Raw genomic sequence first — 18,048 nt, 5'->3', positions numbered from 1 at the left:
AGGAAGCCATGACCAGCGATTTGAGGGCGGGTCCCGCCGCCGGCCAGTACGAGCTGAGCCATCTGCGCTCGCTCGAGGCCGAGGCCATCCACATCATCAGGGAGGTGGCCGCCGAGTTCGAGCGGCCGGTGCTGTTGTTCTCCGGCGGCAAGGACTCCATCGTCATGCTGCACCTGGCGCTGCGGGCGTTCCGTCCCGGGCGGTTGCCGTTCCCGGTGATGCACGTCGACACGGGGCACAACTTCGACGAGGTGATCGCGACGCGCGACGAGCTGGTCGCCGAGCACGGCGTGCGCCTGGTGATCGCCTCGGTCCAGGAGGACATCGACGCGGGCCGCGTCGTCGAGCCGAAGCAGGGGCGCAACTCGATCCAGACCGTGACGCTGCTGCGCGCGATCCGGGAGAACAAGTTCGACGCCGCGTTCGGCGGCGCACGCCGCGACGAGGAGAAGGCGCGCGCCAAGGAGCGGGTGTTCAGCTTCCGTGACGAGTTCGGCCAGTGGGACCCCAAGGCGCAGCGCCCCGAGCTGTGGAACCTGTACAACGGCAGGCACCACAAGGGCGAGCACATCCGGGCGTTCCCGCTGTCCAACTGGACCGAGTTCGACATCTGGTCCTACATCGGCGCGGAGAACATCGCGCTGCCGTCGATCTATTACGCCCACCGGCGCAAGGTGTTTCGCCGCGACGGCATGCTGCTGGCGGTCGACCGGCACATGCAGCCGCGCGACGACGAGCCGGTGTTCGAAACAACGGTGCGTTTCCGCACGGTCGGTGACGTGACCTGCACCGGATGCGTGGAATCGGAGGCCGCGACGGTGGAGGAGGTCATCGCCGAGACCGCGGTGTCCCGGCTCACCGAACGGGGTGCGACCCGCGCCGACGACCGGATCTCGGAGGCCGGGATGGAAGATCGCAAACGGCAGGGGTATTTCTGATGGCCACACCGACCACGCTGCTTCGCCTGGCCACCGCGGGTTCCGTCGACGACGGCAAGTCCACGCTGATCGGCCGCCTGCTCTACGACTCCAAGGCCGTCATGGAGGACCAGTGGGCGGCGGTGGAGCAGACGTCGAAGGAGCGCGGTCACGACTACACTGACCTGGCGCTGGTGACCGACGGCCTGCGCGCCGAACGCGAGCAGGGCATCACGATCGACGTCGCCTACCGCTATTTCGCCACGCCCAAGCGGAAATTCATCATCGCCGACACCCCGGGCCACATCCAGTACACCCGCAACATGGTGACCGGCGCGTCGACTGCCCAGCTGGTGATCGTGCTCGTCGACGCCCGGCACGGGCTGCTGGAGCAGTCCCGCCGGCACGCCTTCCTGGCCTCGCTGCTGGGCATCCAGCACATCGTTCTGGCCGTCAACAAGATGGACCTGATCGGCTGGGACAGAGAGAAATTCGAGGCCATCCGCGACGAATTCCACGCCTTCGCCGCGCGCCTCGACGTGCACGACGTGGCCACCATCCCGATGTCCGCGCTGCACGGCGACAACGTGGTGACCAAGTCGGATCAGACGCCCTGGTACGAGGGCCCGGCGCTGCTGTCGCACCTGGAGGAGGTCTACATCGCCGGCGACCGCAACCTGGTCGACGTGCGGTTCCCCGTCCAGTACGTCATCCGGCCGCACACCCGCGAGCATCAGGACCACCGCAGCTATGCGGGCACCGTTGCCAGCGGGGTCATGCGCCCGGGCGACGAAGTCGTCGTTCTGCCGATCGGCAAGACCACCCGGATCACCGCTATCGACGGGCCGAACGGTCCAGTGGAGGAAGCGTTTCCGCCGATGGCGGTCTCCATCAGCCTGGCCGACGAGATCGACATCTCGCGCGGTGACCTCATCGCCCGCAGCAACAACCATCCCCGAGTCACCCAGGAATTCGACGCGACCGTGTGCTGGATGGCCGACGACGCGACGCTCGAGCCCGGCCGGGACTACGTCATCAAACACACCACCCGTACCACCCGCGCGAGGGTGACCGGGCTGGATTACCGGCTCGACGTGAACACACTGCACCGCGACAAGACCGCAACGGCGCTGCAGCTCAACGAACTTGGCCGTATCTCGTTGCGCACGCAGGTGCCGTTGCTGCTCGACGAGTACACCCGCAACGCCAGCACCGGGTCGTTCATCCTCATTGACCCGCACACCAACGGCACCGTGGCGGCGGGCATGGTGCTGCGCGACGTCTCGGCGCAGACGGCGAGCCCGAACACCGTGCGGCACAGGTCGTCGGCCCCGGCCGAAGCCCGACCGCGGGGCAAGACGGTGTGGTTCACCGGGCTCTCCGGTTCCGGCAAGTCGTCGGTGGCCATGCTCGTCGAACAGAAGCTCCTCGAAAAGGGCGTCGCCGCTTACGTTCTCGACGGTGACAACCTGCGGCACGGCTTGAACGCCGATCTGGGCTTCAGCATGGCCGACCGCGCTGAGAACCTGCGCCGGCTGGCGCACGTGGCAACGCTGCTTGCCGACTCCGGCAACGTCGTGCTGGTGCCGGCGATCAGCCCGCTGCACGAGCAACGCGAGATGGCGCGTAATGTGCACGCCGCCGCCGGGTTCGACTTCGTCGAGGTGTTCTGCGACACCCCGATCGAAGAATGCGAGCAGCGTGATCCCAAAGGGCTGTACGCCAAGGCCCGTGCGGGCGAGATCGCACACTTCACCGGCATCGACAGCCCGTATCAACCGCCGGCGAATCCCGACCTGCGGCTGACCCCGGAGCTCAGCGTCGAGGAGCAGGCGCAGAGCATCATCGATCTGCTCGAATCGCGCGCTTAGCGCCCGGCTCCGACTGATTGCCGCCGCCGGGTGGCACAATCCTCAGAGTGCGCATGTCGGCGAAGGCGGAGTACGCGGTGCGGGCCATGGTCCAACTCGCCACGGTCCCCGACGGGACGTTGGTCAAGACCGACGACCTGGCCCAGGCGCAGGGCATTCCGCCGCAGTTCCTCGTCGACATCCTGACCAATCTGCGCACCGACCGCCTGGTGAGGAGCCATCGGGGCCGCGAAGGCGGCTACGAACTGGCCCGGCCCGGCAACGAGATCAGCATCGCCGACGTGCTGCGCTGCATCGACGGGCCGCTGGCGAGCGTGCGCGACATCGGGCTGGGCGACCTGCCCTACTCGGGCCCCACCGCGGCGCTCACTGACGTGTGGCGGGCGCTGCGCGCCAGCATGCGCTCGGTGCTGGAGGAGACGACGCTGGCCGACGTCGCCGCCAATGCGCTGCCGAAGCACGTCGCGCAATTCGCCGACGACTACCGGACACAGGAAAGCGTGCGGCACGGCACGCCCCGCGCCGGCGAATAGGGATTACCGCTGGCCGCCCGACCCGTAGGGGCGGGTGAGAATCTCCATGGCATGGCCCGAAGGGTCCAAAAAGTACACCCCGCGCCCGCCGTCGTTGTGGTTGATCTCGCCGGGCCGTTTGGCGCCGGGATCCGCCCAGTGCTCGAGGCCTCGTGACTGGATCTTCCCGTAGATGGCGTCGAAATCCTCTTCGGACACCAGGAAGGCGTAATGCTGCCGCGGGATCTCCGCGCCGTCGGGGGCGTCCGCGTAATCGAGGTTGGCGCCGTGCTCGAGTTGGACAACCATGAAGTGGCCGAACGGTTTTGGGCTGGGCAGACCGAACAATTCGGCGAGAAACTCCGCGGACTCCCGCTTGTCGCGGGAGGCGACGATGGTGTGGTTGAAACTGACAGCCATGGACTTCTCCTATTTCGGTGCGGTGAGCTCCAGGGCAATGTTGTCGGGGTCGCGGAACTGCAGGATGTAGGACGGGCCGATGTCTTTCACTTGCTCGTGAGCGATGCCCAGCTCGTCCAGATGCGCTGCTGCGGAGTCTAATTCGTCCTTGGTGGCGACGCGAAACGCGATGTGGTCGAGCCCGGCGCGATCCTCGTGAAAGCGGTCGGTCGCGACAGGCCGCAGGCCCAGCAGCGTGCCGCCGAGGTCGTAGATGACGCCCCCGAACAAAAAGCTCAGCTGTTTGCGGGTGGCTTCGTCGGCGTTGTCGGGGACCTCCACCAGGACCGGCCAACCGAACACGCTCTCGTAGAACTGCCGGGACCGCTCGATATCGGTGACGGTGAGGCGAACGTGCGCGATGGAACTGGTGGTGAAACCCATCTGCTCCATGCTGCCACTTGCGCCACCCGATGTTGACCGTCATGCCAGAATCGCCGCGTGCGAATTGCGATGACGCTGCCGGTGATGGAGCCGGACTTGAATGCCGGAATCTTGGAGGACTGGGCGCGCGCGATCGACGGCGGCCCGTTCTCGTCGATGTGCTGGGGTGAGCGCATCGCATTCGAGAACCCGGACAACCTCACGCTGCTGGGCGCGCTGGCCGCCTGGACCCACCGGGTGCGTTTGCTGACGACGGTGATCGTGCCGCAGCTGCACGACCCCGTGATGCTGGCCAAGGCGCTCGCCACCGGCGATATGCTCTGCGGCGGCCGGCTGAGCGTGGGCATCGGCGTGGGCGGGCGGAACGAGGACTACCACGCCGTCGGCGCCGACCCGGCGACACAGACCATGCGCGACATGGCCGAGCGGGTGGCCGTGATGAAGCGGGTATGGGCCGGCGAAAAGCTCACCGAGTCGGTCCTGCCGGTCGGGCCTGCTCCCGTGCAGCCCGGTGGTCCGCCGTTGTTCGTGGGCAGCATCGGCCCGAAGACCATCCGCAGCGCCGCTTCCTGGGCCGCCGGACTGGCGGGGACCACGTTGGATCTGGACGTCGACAAGCAGAACGAGTTGTTCGACGTCGCCCGGGACGCGTGGGCGCGGGCGGGCAAAGGCAAGCCGCACCTGATGACGTCGTTCTGGTTCGCGTTCGGGTCCCCCGAGGAGTCGCGGGCGCAGGTGCATCGTCATCTGCGGCGCTACATGAACTGGATACCGCCGGAATACGTCGACGCGATGGCGCCGACGACCGGGTGGGCGGGCACCGAGGAAGAGCTGCTGGACGTGCTGCGCAAGTTCGAGGCCATCGGCACCGACGAGGTACAGCTCATCCCGACGAGCTCCGACATCGACCAGCTGAGTCGCGCGGCGGACGTGGCGGGCCGGCTCTAGATCAGATGGTGGCGACCCGCTTCGCCACTAGGCCGACGCGCGTTCTTCCCCGGCGGCGGGCTGCTGCGGAGGCTGGCCCTTGCGCAGCGTCGCCATCAACTCCCGGTAGGGACCCACGAGGTAGACGGTGTCGCCGCCGCGGAGCCAGGCGTCGCGTCGCGGATGCAGCTCCACGGGCGCGTCCTGCCGGGTGATCGCGATGACGCGGGTCTGGGTGGACAGTTCGAACATCTTCAGCCCGTCGAGCTCGCTGCCGGCCGCCACGTGCATTCCACCGACCATGAAGGAGCGCTGCCCGACGGAAAAGGTGCCCAGCACCTGCAGGCCCATCGCGGCGCCGATGAACCACGGCGCGGCCAGCTCGACGGTGGACCGGACGTTTTCGAATCCGAATCGCTGGGCCACCGCGGCCCCCAGCTTCCGGTCGTACACGCGCAGCACCAGGGGAACGTCGGGCCGCACGACGTCGGGCATCACGCGCGGCCCCAGCATCTCGCGCAGCACGATCCCGGTCTCGATGTTGACCATGTCGTCCTGCGTCAGCACCGCCACCGCGCGGGCGTGCTCGACGCGGGCGGCCTGCAGCGTCTGACGCAGGGTGGCGTCGCCGAAGATCACCGGCACGTCGAGGTCGGCAGCCGTCGACAGGAAGCGGTTGTTCTCGTCGCGCTCGATCACCGCGACGTCGTATCCGGCCGACCTCAAGTCGGCGACCACCCGGCTGCCGAACGAGCCCAGCCCGACGACGATGACGTGGTTGCGTAGATGGCGGGCCCGGCGGCGTCCGACCGAGTGGGCGAAACGTCGCGATATCAGCAGGTCGGCGATGAAAGCGACGAGGAGCGCCGTGGTTGTCACGCCCGCGAACATCAACATGATGCTGTAGAGCCGCAGCCAGGTGGGCTGCTGGAGGAAGCTGAAGTCGCCGTACCCCACCGTCGCGATCGTCTCGGTGCTGAAATACAGGGCGTCGAGCCACGTCATCTTCGGATTCGGCTGGTAGCAGAAGCGCAACACCACGGTCGACCCGAGCAGCAGGCACGCCGCGGCTACCAGGGCCCGCCCGAACATCGGGTTGACGTCGTCACGCAGGGCGCGCACGCCGTCGAGCGTCCGCCGCAGCCGGGGCAGGCGGTAGCGGGTCACGGTCGGCCGCGGGACCTTGATGCCGCGGGCGGCCAGTTCGTCCGCGGTGCCGATCATCGCGGTCCAGTCTCCGGCGTGTACCACCAGATCACGGCCAGGGCAGGACACCACCTCGCCGGGGGTGGCGCAGTCCTCGCCATGGATCACCGCAACCGGCGCCAGATCCCCGTAGATCTCGCGCAACGTCGCGCCGTACGGCGCCTCCGCGCCGGAGACGACGAACTCGATGCCCGCCGCCTCGAACGGGTGCACGGTGTGCGCCAGGCAGGCCTCGACGACCGAGGGCGCCGCAAGGTCGGCGACGTCCAGGATCGCCCCGGGGCGCTTGTCGGCGGCCATCGCGGTCCGCAGCACGTCATTGCCCAGCCGTGCCACCACCCGCACTCGCGGGTTGATTTTCCTTGCCAGCAGCGCGATTTCGAGGTTCGTCGCGTCGTCATCCCCGACGCAGATCACGGCGCGGGCGCGGGCGACCTCCGCGTGGTCGAGTTCGCCGGCGGTTCTGAGCTTGACGATGTGCACGCCGGCGTTGTTGAGCTCCTCGACGATCGTGGTCGCCAGCGCGTCGTCACCGCTGACGATGATGTGGCCGCGCATGGTTACGCACCCTTCCGGGCGTACGGCATACCCCACCTCTGCTGACGTTGGCGTTCGTTTCTATGACTATCGGGCACAGTGCCGTTTCATGCCAGCGCGACACCGGACGCGCCGGGGGCGAGGTGAATTGCCACCGGGCCGTGCGAGGGATTCGATAGCGGTATGACGCCGCCGGAACTGCCCGGGCCGCTCGCCGCCTTGACCCGGCTCATCTCGGAGCGCATCGCCGCGGCCGATTTCGCCGGGGCGCTGCCGCTGATGAACGAGCTGGTCGCCGTCTGCCGACCGATCTTGGGGGAGCGTCACCCCAACGTGTTGGACATGAAGCTCGCGCTGGTGCACCTGCAGCTCCAGATGGGCGATCAGGCCGGCGCCTATGCCGCCCTCGAGCAGCTGGTACCCGAACTCGAAGAGCTGCTCGGCCGCGATCACATCACCACGTTGACCGCACGCCACATGTTCGCGGACCGGCCGCAGCACGAAACCCGAGCCGCGTTGGCCGAGTGGTCGCAGCTGCTGGCCGACGAGGAACGGGTGCTGGGGCCCGAGCACCCCACCGCGCTGACGTCCAGGGACCGGGTGGCGCAGAAGCGCAAGGAGCTCGGGGACTACGCGGGCGCCATCGCCGAGGGCGAGCGGGTCCTCGAGGCCCGCCGCCGGGTGCTCGGCGACCACCACGAGGACACCCTCGGGATGCGCATGGCGCTGGCGCAATGGCACGGCGAATCGGTCGACGGCCCCGGTGCGGTGGCCGAGCTCGAATCGCTGGTCGAGGTGATGCGCGAAAAGCTGGGTGACGACCACCGCCACACGCTGATCGCCCGGCACACCATCGCCTTGTGGGAACCCGAACCGGACGACTTTCGCGACAAGGTCGCCACCTGGCAAGCCCTGGTCGACGACGAAGCGAGGATCTTCGGCGACGACAATCCCATCACCGTCGCCGCCCGTGAGGAACTGGCCAAATGGCGCGACCGCGCCGACGAATTCCGGTGGGTGACCGAGACCCGCGACCGGGTTGAAGGGGCCGCCAAGCGCCGCCTACGCGCCAAACATCAAGCGACGCAGCGATTTTCGGACGAGGAATACCTGCGGTGCTGGCTCGCCGAGCGCGGCGCCCAATTTCCGGTGTGGGCAGGCCACTACGGCGGCGACGCCGTGTGGGACTTCTCCCCGGAATCCCTTGACGCGTTGGAGGAGCTCGTCATCCAGAAGGGCTCGACCCCCGAGGAACTCCTCGACGAGGAGCGCAACGCGCCGTTCGTCGACGGCGCGGTGTGGTACCTCGGGGAGGTGCTGCGCCGCGGACGGTCCCTCCCGTGGCAATACACCCGGGGTGACGCGGCGGATCCCACCGTCGGTTACGTCGACGTGTTCGAAGCCCTCACCCGGGTGCTGCACTCGGTCGACCGCGGTGCGCTGCGCCGCACGTACGACCGCTTCACGGCCGCCCAGTGATACTGGGTTGGTGCCCTTCATCGAATGCGTCGCGTCCCGCGAGATCTATCGGAGCCAGTGGATGGTGCTCCGCGAAGACGACATCCGCCGCCCGGACGGCAGCCCCGGCATTTACGGCGTGGTGGATAAGCCCGACTATGCGCTGGTGATGCCGTTCGACGGGCAGCGCTTCCGGCTCGTCGAGCAGTTCCGGTACCCGCTCGGGGAGCGGCGGTGGGAGTTCCCGCAAGGCACCGCGCCCGGCTTGGCGCATACCGAGCCGGCCGAGTTGGCCGAGCGTGAGCTGCGCGAGGAGACGGGCTTGAGCGCGACGTCGTTCGAGGTGCTGGGCCGGCTCGATGTCGCTCCGGGCATGAGCAGTCAGCGCGGATGGGTGTTCCTGGCCACCGGGATCGACGAGGGGGAGCCGGATCTCGAGCACGAGGAACAGGACCTGCGCAGCGCCTGGTTCGACCGCGCCGACGTCGAGCAGATGATCCGATCCGGGGTGATCGCCGACGCGCAATCCATCGCCGCCTACGGCCTGTTTCTCCTGCGGCAACCATGAACGATGCGGGGACCCGCCGGGTCCCCGCATCGTGGTGTCAGGTATCAGGCCGAGGTGACGTACTGCGGGCAGTAGGCCGAAGCGGCGTCGACGGCGAACGTCTTGGAGCCCTTGGCGCTCAGGCCGGTCGCCCGGGCCACCGCGTTGATGACCTCCTTGCTCGAGTGACCCTGGTCGAGGGCGTTGCACACCGCGTGCGCGTCCTTGACTGCGACCGAGGCGCTCGGCGGGGTGATGCCATCGGCCGCCAGCTGGGCGAGGAAGGCGTCGTCGACCGAGCTCGCGCCGGCGGTGCCGGCGAGGCCGAGCGCGGCCAGGCCCAGGGCGGCGGTGCCGACGACGGAGGCGGTGAAACGGCGAGTGAACATCGGGGTCTCCTAGTGCTGATGTGGGTTTCTCGTGGACGCTGGGTGCGTTGATCACAGAATGAGCACGGGGGCTTAACGGGTTCTCAACGAATTCTTGGTGGGCTATCGCCGGGAGCGTCGCCGAGCCCGCACCATGGACTCCGATGTCTCCCGGGTGGCGGTTTCGCGGCGCCGTGACGCTCGCTGCCGTCGCGGTGGCGGTCCAGGCGCTGCCCGCGATTCCCGCGCACGCCGCGGCGCCGTCGTGGAACGGGAAGTATTCGCTGGTCAGGTACGCCGTCGACAAGTCAGGCACCAGCGCGGCTGCCGCCCAATCGGAACCCACCTTCAGCGCCGACTACGTCTTTGTCACCGCCTGCTCGTCGGGCAGGTGCGTGGCCACCGCCACCGACGGCCCCACGCCGAAGAACCCGACGCTGCCCCGGCCGTCGCATTACACCTGGGACGGCGCTCGATGGGTCGAGCGCTTCGACTTCCAGTGGGATTGCTACATGGGGGAGGGCGTTCCCAAGGTGTGGGCCCCCGCCCGGTCGTGGGCGTTCTACACGCCGCAGCCGGACGGGTCGTTGCGCGGCACCTGGCATACCGACATCAACGGCGGCCCCTGCGGCGGAAGCGTCGAAATGCCCGTGGCGGCGTTTGCGGCCGGCTCCGCGTGAATCTCGTTGCCGCCCAGCATCACTGCTGCGGCACGGGCGTCATCGAGGCGATGTAGTAGACCTCGTGCCCGGTCGGGTATCCGCCGCCATTGGTGGCGATATGAACGTGGTCGTAGTGGTTGAGGGTCTCCGAACCGAGGTCGGCGGTCCAGCTGCCCCCACCGACGCCCGGGTAGATCTTCTGCCGCCAGATCACGTGGTTGATTCCCCAGCGCTTGGCGTTCGCCAGGGCGTAGCCGGCGATCTGGTTGCCCAGCTCGATGCCCTCGGGGCTGGCGTGGTTGGGGATCATGACGTCGATCGCCAACCCGTTGGGGTGCCAGGGCAGGGGATCCTCCCGATAGCCGTAGATGGTCGTGATCTGCGGAAACAGCACGCTGATGGCGCGTTCCGCCCAGATCGTCTTGACCTGAAGTCGATCCTCCGACGCGATGCCCCGGGGCAACGCGACCTGGAACTGCTGGCCGGCGGCGGGCGGCGCGTTTGCGGTCAGCATCTCCACTTCCGCGGGCGTGGCGGTGTGTGGGGTGTTGGCCGGCGCCGCGTCCGGGCTTGCGGCGACGGCCGCGCTGGCGGGGGGCGCCGGCGGCGGGATCGCGGCGCAGCATCGGGGCTTCGCGCCCTGGGCGTACACCATGCCGGCCGACAGCGCGAACGACGCCACGATCACCAGCCACCGACTCCGGCCGTTGGCTAACACGTTCACGCCCACGACCAGCAGCTTAATGTCGTCGGCGACGCCCGTGGGGCGTTTTCGACGGGTTATTCGGGTCGGGCGAATCGCCCCCGCGCCATGGCCCATCCGGTCACAATGACACCATGCGCGGCCAGACCTTCGCCGATGCCAACGCCTTCCACCGGGTGATGCGCCGCTTCGCCTCCTCGAAGGTGGGCGTGGCGCTGCTGCGCCCCACGGCGCACCATCTGGACCGGTTCGTCACCAGGGTCACGGGCGGCAGGAGCAGCTTCGCCGCCGTCGCAACAGGCATTCCCGTGGTGATGCTCACCACCACGGGCGCCAAATCCGGTGTGCCCCGCACGGTCGCCGTGTATGCGATCCCGCATCCGGATGGCCTGGCCCTCATCGCGTCCAACTTCGGGGGCGCCAAACACCCCGCCTGGTATCACAACCTCAAGGCCCACCCCGAAGCGACGGTGACTATCGGCCGCGACACCTGGCATACGACGGCGCGGCTCGCCGCGCCGGGCGAGCGCGACGAGATCTGGGCGAAGGGCCTCGAGCTGTATCCCGGCTGGCGCCAGTACGAGGTGCGGGCCGGCAAGCGCCACATCGAGGCGTTCGTCCTGCCGAGGAGTTGAGTTTCGCCGTCCCGCAGTCGATCTGGGGTTAGTTGCCGTCGCCGAGATAGGCGTCGGCCCAGGCGCCGATGATGCGGCCCGCCCGGTGGGCCTGCCCGCGAGCGGTGAGGAAGTGATCCGAGCCCTCGAGCGAGACGAAGCTGCGCGGGTGCCCGGCCAGGCGGAAGATCTCGCTGGCGTTGGCGATGCCGACCGTGTTGTCGGTGGGCGAGTGCAGGATCAGCAGCGGCAGGCGCAAATTCTTGATCTTGTCGCGCAGTTGGGCCCGGCGCACGTCCTCGACGAACGCCCGCTTGAGCGTCAGCGTGCGACCGCCGACCATCCACTCGGCGCTGCCCTCCGCCAGGCAGCGGTCGACGACGGCGTCGTAATGCTTCTCGACGTGGCTGGGGTCGACGGGCGCGGCGACGGTGACGACCGACCGCACGCCGGGCGAGTGCCGGGCCGCGGCGAGCACCGCCGCGCCGCCCCACGAGTGCCCGATCAGGATCTCGGCCGGGGTTCCGCGGCCTGCCATGAATTCGCACGCCGTGGCGATGTCGTCGACCTTGACGGTGAACGACCCGTCGCCCCAGTCGCCCTCCGATCCGCCGAGCCCCAGCGCGTCGAAACGCAGCATGCCGATGCCGTCGGTGGCCAGTTGCTTGCAGATCCGGGCCGCGGCGGGCGAATCCTTGCCGAGCGTGAAGCCGTGCGCGAACACGCCCCAGCCGCGCACCGCCCCGTCCGGCACCTCGATGACGCCTGCCAGAGTCGCGCCCGTGGAACCTTGGAACGTCACACGTTCGCCCATGCTGACGATCTAACCCGCCGCGGGCGGTCGTAAGGCCGACCTACCTGCGAGAATGTTTGTGCCCCCGGCGGGAACAATGACTGCGTACAAGTCAGCCTCTGCGGGCGACGTCTTGGCTCAGGATCTTGGGCCAGGTCTCGACATCGGCCGGGCTGTGCGCCACGGTGAGCGTTGACCGCGGCATCAGTGCGGCAAGCGATTCCGCTGTCGACATCGGATGCGCCGGATCGTCGACCCAGGCCAGAATCGTCGTCGGCACGTCGATTCGTGCGACGGCTTCGCGAGCCGGGAGGTCGCTCAGAGCCGCGCCGCGAAACAGTGACGGCAGCAGCGCGTCGGCCACATCGGGAACCGTTTCGGGCGCGCCGACCGTGGCTGGCGGCGGCGTCGCCCCGCGCGCCGACGCGATGAATGCCCCGACTCCCTCGGTTTCGATGAAATCGGCCGCATACTGGTAGATCGCCGCCTGCGCGGAGCGGGTTTCCCACGCGGTGGCCGGCACCATGAGCGTGAGGCCGGCGAAGCGGTCCGGCTCGCGGGCAGCCGCGTGCAGCAGCGTGCCGGTACCCATGGATGGGCCGACTCCGTGCACCCGTTCGCCGGGAAACCATTTGTCGAGCAGCTGCAGAAGATCCTCGGCAAGGCTTTCCCATCGGTAATCCTCCGGGACCTTGCGCCCAGTCGACTTGCCATGGCCCCGTGCGTCATACCGCAGCAATCGGGTCCCGCTGAGCCCCCTGCCGAGGTCGAGATTGAGCACCCGGTCACGGGAGCGGCTGGAGGTGAGCCCGTGCAATTGAACTACCGGATGACCGCCTTCGTCGCTCAGTTCAACCGCGAGCTCTGCCCCGGGAACCACGAAAGTGGACATCACGCAACTCTTCTCACGACCGGACGGCTCGCCCCGGAGCCGACCGTGCTGACCGAGCATCCAGGCTAACCGGGGCGTTAGGGTACCGCCATGCGGCTGACCAACGTGGCGCACCTGCGGCTCCCCTTCGGACGACTCTGGGGCTACGACGTGACGGTGTCTGACCTCGGCCGGCAGCTCCCGGTGTCTTTCGACCAGCGCATACACGTTGGTGCGGGCGCACGACCCGGCTCCTGGATGGCTCTGTCCATCCGGTTGCCGGCGGGGGTCAGCCGCCAATCGTTGGCCGATGCGTGGCTGGCTGTGATCGCCCGCCACGGCACCCTCCGAACGGCATTCACGCCCGGGGCGGACGGCGATCCGCAGCTGCATGAGATCGATATTCACCCAGGCCAGTGGGTAGAGCATGAGATCGCTCCGGGCCAGGCGGTCAACGACGCACTGCGAATAGTTCTCAACGCGACGTGCTCGCCGTATCAGCGGCCCTCACATCGATTGTGTGTGCTGGAGACTGCCGCCGGATTGACGGTGGTGATCGCTGCCGACCACGCCCACGTGGACATGTGGTCGATGCTGGTGATTGCGCGGGACCTGTTGTCGATGCTCGCCGACGCGCGGATCGGACGCACGTCGTCGCTGCAGCCACCGCCGGCATTTGTCGTGCACACGCAAGCACTGTTGGACCGTCCCGCGGCACCGGACCGCGTGCGCGCGCGATGGGCACAAATCATCAGCGACAGCGGTGGGGTGATGCCACGGTTTCCGCTGCCGTTGGGTGACTCCGGGCCGCATCCGGAACGCGTTGAGGTGCGTGACGTGTTCGATGTCCATGACGGCGCCGCGTTCGTCGCGCAGGCTCGCGAGGACGGTGTCTCGACGCTGGCACTCGCTGTGGTCGCCATGACCGCGGTGACCCGCGAGTTGGCCGGGGCGCCGCTGCGCGCGGTCTTCCCCGTGCACAGCCGATTTGAAGACAAATGGCACGACTCGGTGGGCTGGTTCATCACCAATTCGGTCCTGGAGTCGGCGGTGGCCGAGCCGCACGCCGCGGCCGCCGCCGTCAAAGAGGCTGTGCAGCTCGGTTCCTGGCCACTGGCCGACGTATTGGCTCCGTGGGGTGGAATGCCCGTCGCGCCCGGCATGTTCGCGATTTCCTGGCTGGACCAAAGCCGACTTCCGGTGCGCATCGATTCGGTCGGACTCGACGCCCAGTATGTCAGCGCGAGCGTTGACACCGACGGCGTCATGCTCTGGTTCATCCAGGACGAGTCCGGGCTACATCTGCGATGCCGCTACCCGGACACCGTGGAGGCACGAACCAACGTGGGGGCGTGGCTGGACTTGTTGGTGGCGCGCCTACAGGCACTGGCCCAGTCCTCGGTTCGAGGACTGCTGCGGGTAGGGGGCCGCACATATCGTGTGCAGCGCGCGACGCGCGAACACGTGGGGGTGATCGCCCAGCTGCTCTCCGACGACGAATTCGGTCAGGATCGCGAAGCCGCCGAACTCGAACGCTACGAGGCGGCCTACGACATCGTCGTTCGCAACCGATCCAACTATCTCGGAGTCGTCCTGAACGGTTCCGATAAGGTCGTCGCGACTGTGCAATTGACGATCATTCCCGGCCTTTCGCGCGGCGGCGCCACCCGGCTGCAGATCGAGGGACTACGGGTCGCCAAAGCCGAACGCGCACAGGGTCTCGGTACTGCACTCGTCGAGTGGGCACACAATTACGGAAGAGCACACGGGGCACAGCTGGCGCAGGTGACCACGGACGAGGCTCGCGAAAGGGCTCGGGCGTTCTATAGCAGGCTCGGGTACCACGCCGCCCACGTCGGGCTGAAACGCACCATCTGAGCCCGGTCGTGACACTGAGGCCCGAAACGGTGTTCTCATTAGCCGAGCTGGCGAACGGACGCCGTCTGACCTGCAAGAACATGAGTGCCCCCGGCAGGATTCGAACCTGCGGCCTTCTGCTCCGGAGGCAGACGCTCTATCCCCTGAGCTACGGGGGCGCTACGGCTTTGGCGTTGCGCCATTGGGCCCAGCCAGACTAGCGCATGTCGGTAGCCGCTTCGTCACCGCAATGGATTCGGGGCGCGGGCACCTCAGCCAATAGGATGGACGCTCGTGACCCCCGCTGACCTCGCTGAGCTGCTCAGGACCACCGCTTCCGCGGTGCTGGCCGAGCGCGGGCTGGACGCTGCCGCCTTGCCTGCGACGGTCACCGTGGAGCGGCCCCGCAACCCCGAGCACGGCGACTACGCCAGCAACCTGGCGCTTCAGCTGGGCAAGAAGGTCGGCGCCAACCCCCGTGAACTGGCCGGCTGGCTGGCCGAGGCGCTGTCGGAGGCCGACGGCATCGCCTCGGCCGAGGTGGCCGGGCCCGGCTTCATCAACCTGCGCCTCGAGGCGTCGGCGCAGGCCAAGATCGTCAACGCGGTCATCGACGCCGGCGACGTCTTCGGTCACTCCGACGCGCTGGGCGGCCACAAGATCAACCTGGAATTCGTCTCGGCCAACCCCACCGGGCCCATCCACATCGGCGGCACCCGCTGGGCCGCCGTCGGCGACGCGCTGGGCCGGCTGCTGACCACCCAGGGCGCCGACGTCCTGCGCGAGTACTACTTCAACGACCACGGCGCCCAGATCGACCGGTTCGCCAGCTCGCTGATCGCCGCCGCCAAGGGTGAACCGACGCCGGAGGACGGCTACGCCGGCGCCTACATCAACGACATCGCCGCGCAGGTGCTGGGCAAGGCGCCCGACGCGCTGAGCCTGCCCGACACCGAGATGCACGAGACGTTCCGCGAAATCGGTGTCGACCTGATGTTCACCCACATCAAGGAGTCGCTGCACGAGTTCGGCACCGACTTCGACGTCTACACCCACGAAGACTCGATGCACACCAGCGGCCGCGTCGACCAGGCGATCGCCCGGCTGCGCGACACCGGCAACATCTACGAAAAGGACGGCGCAACCTGGTTGCGCACCAGCGCTTTTGGCGACGACAAAGATCGCGTCGTGATCAAGAGCGACGGCAAGCCGGCCTACATCGCCGGTGACATCGCCTACTACCTGGACAAGCGGCAGCGCGGCTTCGACCTGTGCATCTACATGCTCGGCGCCGACCACCACGGATACATCGCCCGGCTCAAGGCCGTGGCCGCCGCGTTCGGTGATGACCCGGCGCACGTCGAGGTGCTGATCGGGCAGATGGTCAACCTGGTCCGCGACGGGCAACCGGTCCGGATGAGCAAGCGGGCCGGAACCGTGATCACGCTCGACGACCTGGTCGAGGCGATAGGCGTCGACGCGGCGCGCTACAGCCTGATCCGCTCCTCGGTCGACACCCCGATCGACATCGACCTGGCGCTGTGGTCGTCGGCGTCGAACGAAAACCCGGTCTACTACGTGCAATACGCGCACGCGCGGCTGTCGGCGCTGGCCCGCAACGCCGCGGAACTGGGCCTGGTCCCCGACACCGGGCACCTCGAGCTGCTCAGCCACGACAAGGAGGGGACGCTGCTGCGCAGCATCGGGGAATTCCCCCGCGTGCTGAAAACCGCTGCGTCCCTGCGGGAGCCGCACCGGGTGTGCCGTTACCTGGAAGACCTGGCCGGCGACTACCACCGGTTCTACGACTCGTGCCGGGTGCTGCCCCAGGGTGACGAGCAGCCCACCGACCTGCACACCGCGCGGCTGGCGCTGTGCCAGGCCACCCGCCAGGTCATCGCCAACGGGCTGACGATCCTCGGTGTCACCGCCCCGGAGCGAATGTGAACGTGCACCCCGCCGGTCCTCGGCACGCCGAAGACATCCGGCACCCCGATAGCACGCCGCGGCCGCAGTCGCCCGACGAGCTGCTTCGACTTGCGCCGAATGTGTGGCCGCGCAACATGCTTCGTGGTGACACCGGGGTCGCCAGCCTCGCCGGAATCCCGGTCACCCAGCTCGCCCAGGAGTACGGCACCCCGCTGTTCGTCATCGACGAGGACGACTTCCGGTCCCGCTGCCGCGAACTCGCGGCGGCGTTCGGCGGCGGGCACAACGTGTGCTACGCGGCCAAGGCCTTCCTTTGCACCGAGATCGCCCGGTGGGTCGACGAGGAGGGCCTGTCGCTCGACGTCTCCACCGGCGGCGAGCTCGCCGTCGCCCTGCACGCCGACTTCCCGCCGGAGCGGATCACCCTCCACGGCAACAACAAATCCGTCGCGGAGCTGACCGCCGCGGTCAAAGCCGGCGTGGGACACATCGTGCTGGACTCGATGACCGAGATCGAGCGCCTCGACGCCGTCGCGGGGGAGGCCGGCATCGTCCAGGACGTCTACGTCCGGCTCACCGTCGGGGTCGAGGCGCACACGCACGAATTCATCTCCACCGCACACGAAGACCAGAAGTTCGGGTTGTCGGTGGCCAGCGGCGCGGCGATGGCCGCGGTGCGCCGGGTATTCGCCACCGATCACCTGCGCCTGGTGGGGCTGCACAGCCACATCGGCTCGCAGATCTTCGACGTCGACGGCTTCGAGGTCGCCGCGCACCGCGTCATCGGGCTGCTGCACAACATCGTCGACGAATTCGGCGTCGACAAGACGGGCCAGATCTCCACCGTCGATCTCGGTGGCGGACTGGGCATTTCCTATCTGGGCACCGACGACCCGCCGCCGGTGGCCGAGCTGGCGGCCAAGCTGACGGCCATCGTCGCCAACGAGTCGGCGGCCGTGGGGCTGCCCACCCCGCGGCTGGTGGTGGAGCCCGGACGGGCCATCGCCGGGCCGGGCACCATCACGCTGTATGAGGTGGGCACCGTCAAGGACGTCGACGTGAGCAGCACGGCCCAGCGCCGCTATGTCAGCGTCGACGGCGGCATGAGCGACAACATCCGCACCGCGCTCTACGACGCGCAGTACGACGCCCGGCTGGTCTCGAGGGCCAGCGACGCACCGGCGACGCTGGCACGCATCGTCGGAAAGCACTGCGAGAGCGGTGACATCGTCGTGCGCGACGCGTGGGTGCCCGACGACTTGCGGCCCGGTGACCTGCTCGGGATCGCCGCGACCGGCGCGTACTGCTATTCGCTGTCGAGCCGCTACAACATGATCTGCCGTCCGGCGGTGGTTGCGGTGCGCGCGGGCCGGTCCCGCCTGATCCTGCGCCGCGAGACGGTTGACGATCTACTGAGTCTGGAAGTGAGGTGA

At 68.3% G+C, this 18,048-nt stretch carries 18 protein-coding genes and 1 tRNA gene; 11 read left to right on the top strand and 8 right to left on the bottom strand.

The window, feature by feature from the left end:
• Positions 1 to 8 precede the first annotated feature (8 nt).
• Genes cysD through BRW65_RS23730 form a run of 3 tightly spaced genes read left to right on the top strand, consistent with a single transcriptional unit; the run spans position 9 to position 3,321 of the window.
• Positions 9 to 938: a sulfate adenylyltransferase subunit CysD gene (gene cysD, locus BRW65_RS23740; RefSeq protein WP_073878735.1), complete on the top strand. Its 930-nt coding sequence runs from the start codon at positions 9 to 11 to the stop codon at positions 936 to 938.
• Positions 938 to 2,788 (top strand): adenylyl-sulfate kinase, encoded by a 1,851-nt coding sequence (gene cysC, locus BRW65_RS23735; RefSeq protein ID WP_073878733.1) that lies wholly within the window; start codon positions 938 to 940, stop codon positions 2,786 to 2,788. Before cysD ends, cysC begins: the two co-directional genes overlap by 1 nt.
• Before the next feature lie 47 nt (positions 2,789 to 2,835).
• Positions 2,836 to 3,321 (top strand): Rrf2 family transcriptional regulator, encoded by a 486-nt coding sequence (locus BRW65_RS23730; RefSeq protein ID WP_067275957.1) that lies wholly within the window; start codon positions 2,836 to 2,838, stop codon positions 3,319 to 3,321.
• A gap of 3 nt (positions 3,322 to 3,324) precedes the next feature.
• Here the strand turns inward: BRW65_RS23730 and BRW65_RS23725 are convergent, their stop codons facing one another.
• On the bottom strand, positions 3,325 to 3,720 hold the full coding sequence (locus tag BRW65_RS23725; RefSeq protein ID WP_073878731.1) for a VOC family protein: 396 nt from the start codon (positions 3,718 to 3,720) through the stop codon (positions 3,325 to 3,327).
• 9 nt (positions 3,721 to 3,729) lie between these two features.
• Entirely contained in the window at positions 3,730 to 4,143 is a 414-nt protein-coding gene (locus BRW65_RS23720) for a VOC family protein (protein ID WP_073878773.1), read from the bottom strand.
• Positions 4,144 to 4,212: 69 nt separating this feature from the next.
• Between BRW65_RS23720 and BRW65_RS23715 the strand changes: the two genes are divergently transcribed.
• A complete protein-coding gene (locus tag BRW65_RS23715) occupies positions 4,213 to 5,091 on the top strand; it encodes an LLM class flavin-dependent oxidoreductase (protein WP_073878729.1) in 879 nt (292 codons plus the stop codon).
• A 27-nt stretch (positions 5,092 to 5,118) separates the two neighbouring features.
• Here the strand turns inward: BRW65_RS23715 and BRW65_RS23710 are convergent, their stop codons facing one another.
• Positions 5,119 to 6,834, bottom strand: coding sequence for an NAD-binding protein (locus tag BRW65_RS23710; protein WP_073878727.1), 1,716 nt, complete (start codon positions 6,832 to 6,834; stop codon positions 5,119 to 5,121).
• A 162-nt stretch (positions 6,835 to 6,996) separates the two neighbouring features.
• On the opposite strand from BRW65_RS23710, the gene BRW65_RS23705 reads away from it, so the two are divergent.
• Together BRW65_RS23705 and BRW65_RS23700 are read left to right on the top strand one after the other, a co-directional pair.
• On the top strand, positions 6,997 to 8,292 hold the full coding sequence (locus BRW65_RS23705) for a tetratricopeptide repeat protein (protein WP_073878725.1): 1,296 nt from the start codon (positions 6,997 to 6,999) through the stop codon (positions 8,290 to 8,292).
• Positions 8,293 to 8,353: 61 nt separating this feature from the next.
• On the top strand, positions 8,354 to 8,839 hold the full coding sequence (locus tag BRW65_RS23700) for an NUDIX domain-containing protein (protein ID WP_244168182.1): 486 nt from the start codon (positions 8,354 to 8,356) through the stop codon (positions 8,837 to 8,839).
• A 44-nt stretch (positions 8,840 to 8,883) separates the two neighbouring features.
• Here the strand turns inward: BRW65_RS23700 and BRW65_RS23695 are convergent, their stop codons facing one another.
• Complete coding sequence (locus tag BRW65_RS23695) at positions 8,884 to 9,207, bottom strand: DUF732 domain-containing protein (RefSeq protein ID WP_073878721.1); 324 nt, start codon at positions 9,205 to 9,207, stop codon at positions 8,884 to 8,886.
• A 143-nt stretch (positions 9,208 to 9,350) separates the two neighbouring features.
• On the opposite strand from BRW65_RS23695, the gene BRW65_RS23690 reads away from it, so the two are divergent.
• Positions 9,351 to 9,866 carry a hypothetical protein gene (locus BRW65_RS23690; RefSeq protein WP_073878719.1) on the top strand — a complete coding sequence of 172 codons (516 nt, stop codon included), beginning with the start codon at positions 9,351 to 9,353 and terminating at the stop codon, positions 9,864 to 9,866.
• Between the two features lie 19 nt (positions 9,867 to 9,885).
• Here BRW65_RS23690 and BRW65_RS23685 read toward each other — a convergent pair whose 3' ends face one another.
• The gene (locus tag BRW65_RS23685; RefSeq protein WP_073878771.1) at positions 9,886 to 10,578 is read right to left on the bottom strand and encodes a glycoside hydrolase; all 693 of its coding nucleotides are present in this window, start codon (positions 10,576 to 10,578) and stop codon (positions 9,886 to 9,888) included.
• A 107-nt stretch (positions 10,579 to 10,685) separates the two neighbouring features.
• Here BRW65_RS23685 and BRW65_RS23680 point away from each other — a divergent pair, with 107 nt between their 5' ends.
• Positions 10,686 to 11,186: a nitroreductase family deazaflavin-dependent oxidoreductase gene (locus tag BRW65_RS23680; protein WP_073878717.1), complete on the top strand. Its 501-nt coding sequence runs from the start codon at positions 10,686 to 10,688 to the stop codon at positions 11,184 to 11,186.
• A gap of 28 nt (positions 11,187 to 11,214) precedes the next feature.
• Here BRW65_RS23680 and BRW65_RS23675 read toward each other — a convergent pair whose 3' ends face one another.
• Positions 11,215 to 11,979: an alpha/beta hydrolase family protein gene (locus BRW65_RS23675; protein ID WP_073878715.1), complete on the bottom strand. Its 765-nt coding sequence runs from the start codon at positions 11,977 to 11,979 to the stop codon at positions 11,215 to 11,217.
• Positions 11,980 to 12,070: 91 nt separating this feature from the next.
• Positions 12,071 to 12,850, bottom strand: a complete 780-nt coding sequence (locus BRW65_RS23670) for an alpha/beta fold hydrolase (RefSeq protein WP_073878713.1) — start codon at positions 12,848 to 12,850, stop codon at positions 12,071 to 12,073.
• A gap of 90 nt (positions 12,851 to 12,940) precedes the next feature.
• Here BRW65_RS23670 and BRW65_RS23665 point away from each other — a divergent pair, with 90 nt between their 5' ends.
• Entirely contained in the window at positions 12,941 to 14,707 is a 1,767-nt protein-coding gene (locus tag BRW65_RS23665) for a GNAT family N-acetyltransferase (protein WP_073878711.1), read from the top strand.
• An 85-nt stretch (positions 14,708 to 14,792) separates the two neighbouring features.
• Here the strand turns inward: BRW65_RS23665 and BRW65_RS23660 are convergent.
• Positions 14,793 to 14,865 (bottom strand) — tRNA-Arg (locus tag BRW65_RS23660).
• Between the two features lie 115 nt (positions 14,866 to 14,980).
• On the opposite strand from BRW65_RS23660, the gene argS reads away from it, so the two are divergent.
• Positions 14,981 to 16,633, top strand: a complete 1,653-nt coding sequence (argS, locus tag BRW65_RS23655; RefSeq protein WP_073878709.1) for an arginine--tRNA ligase — start codon at positions 14,981 to 14,983, stop codon at positions 16,631 to 16,633.
• Complete coding sequence (gene lysA, locus BRW65_RS23650; RefSeq protein WP_073878707.1) at positions 16,630 to 18,048, top strand: diaminopimelate decarboxylase; 1,419 nt, start codon at positions 16,630 to 16,632, stop codon at positions 18,046 to 18,048. The genes argS and lysA overlap by 4 nt, the downstream gene beginning before the upstream one ends.

The sequence above is a fragment of the Mycobacterium paraffinicum genome (assembly GCF_001907675.1).
Lineage (GTDB): Bacteria > Actinomycetota > Actinomycetes > Mycobacteriales > Mycobacteriaceae > Mycobacterium > Mycobacterium paraffinicum_A.
The sequence above is the reverse complement of the archived record's forward strand: the minus strand, read 5'-3'. Positions and strand labels throughout refer to the sequence as shown.

What these genes read in the sequence shown, in the direction of transcription:
- BRW65_RS23710 (WP_073878727.1), bottom strand. Translation starts at nt 6,834, where the DNA reads ATGCGCGGCCACATCATCGTCAGCGGTGACGACGCGCTGGCGACCACG.
- BRW65_RS23690 (WP_073878719.1), top strand. Translation starts at nt 9,351, where the DNA reads ATGTCTCCCGGGTGGCGGTTTCGCGGCGCCGTGACGCTCGCTGCCGTC.
- BRW65_RS23725 (WP_073878731.1), bottom strand. Translation starts at nt 3,720, where the DNA reads ATGGCTGTCAGTTTCAACCACACCATCGTCGCCTCCCGCGACAAGCGG.
- BRW65_RS23680 (WP_073878717.1), top strand. Translation starts at nt 10,686, where the DNA reads ATGCGCGGCCAGACCTTCGCCGATGCCAACGCCTTCCACCGGGTGATG.
- cysD (WP_073878735.1), top strand. Translation starts at nt 9, where the DNA reads ATGACCAGCGATTTGAGGGCGGGTCCCGCCGCCGGCCAGTACGAGCTG.
- BRW65_RS23665 (WP_073878711.1), top strand. Translation starts at nt 12,941, where the DNA reads ATGCGGCTGACCAACGTGGCGCACCTGCGGCTCCCCTTCGGACGACTC.
- BRW65_RS23715 (WP_073878729.1), top strand. Translation starts at nt 4,213, where the DNA reads ATGACGCTGCCGGTGATGGAGCCGGACTTGAATGCCGGAATCTTGGAG.
- BRW65_RS23670 (WP_073878713.1), bottom strand. Translation starts at nt 12,850, where the DNA reads ATGTCCACTTTCGTGGTTCCCGGGGCAGAGCTCGCGGTTGAACTGAGC.
- BRW65_RS23720 (WP_073878773.1), bottom strand. Translation starts at nt 4,143, where the DNA reads ATGGGTTTCACCACCAGTTCCATCGCGCACGTTCGCCTCACCGTCACC.
- BRW65_RS23675 (WP_073878715.1), bottom strand. Translation starts at nt 11,979, where the DNA reads ATGGGCGAACGTGTGACGTTCCAAGGTTCCACGGGCGCGACTCTGGCA.
- BRW65_RS23705 (WP_073878725.1), top strand. Translation starts at nt 6,997, where the DNA reads ATGACGCCGCCGGAACTGCCCGGGCCGCTCGCCGCCTTGACCCGGCTC.
- BRW65_RS23700 (WP_244168182.1), top strand. Translation starts at nt 8,354, where the DNA reads ATGGTGCTCCGCGAAGACGACATCCGCCGCCCGGACGGCAGCCCCGGC.
- BRW65_RS23695 (WP_073878721.1), bottom strand. Translation starts at nt 9,207, where the DNA reads ATGTTCACTCGCCGTTTCACCGCCTCCGTCGTCGGCACCGCCGCCCTG.
- cysC (WP_073878733.1), top strand. Translation starts at nt 938, where the DNA reads ATGGCCACACCGACCACGCTGCTTCGCCTGGCCACCGCGGGTTCCGTC.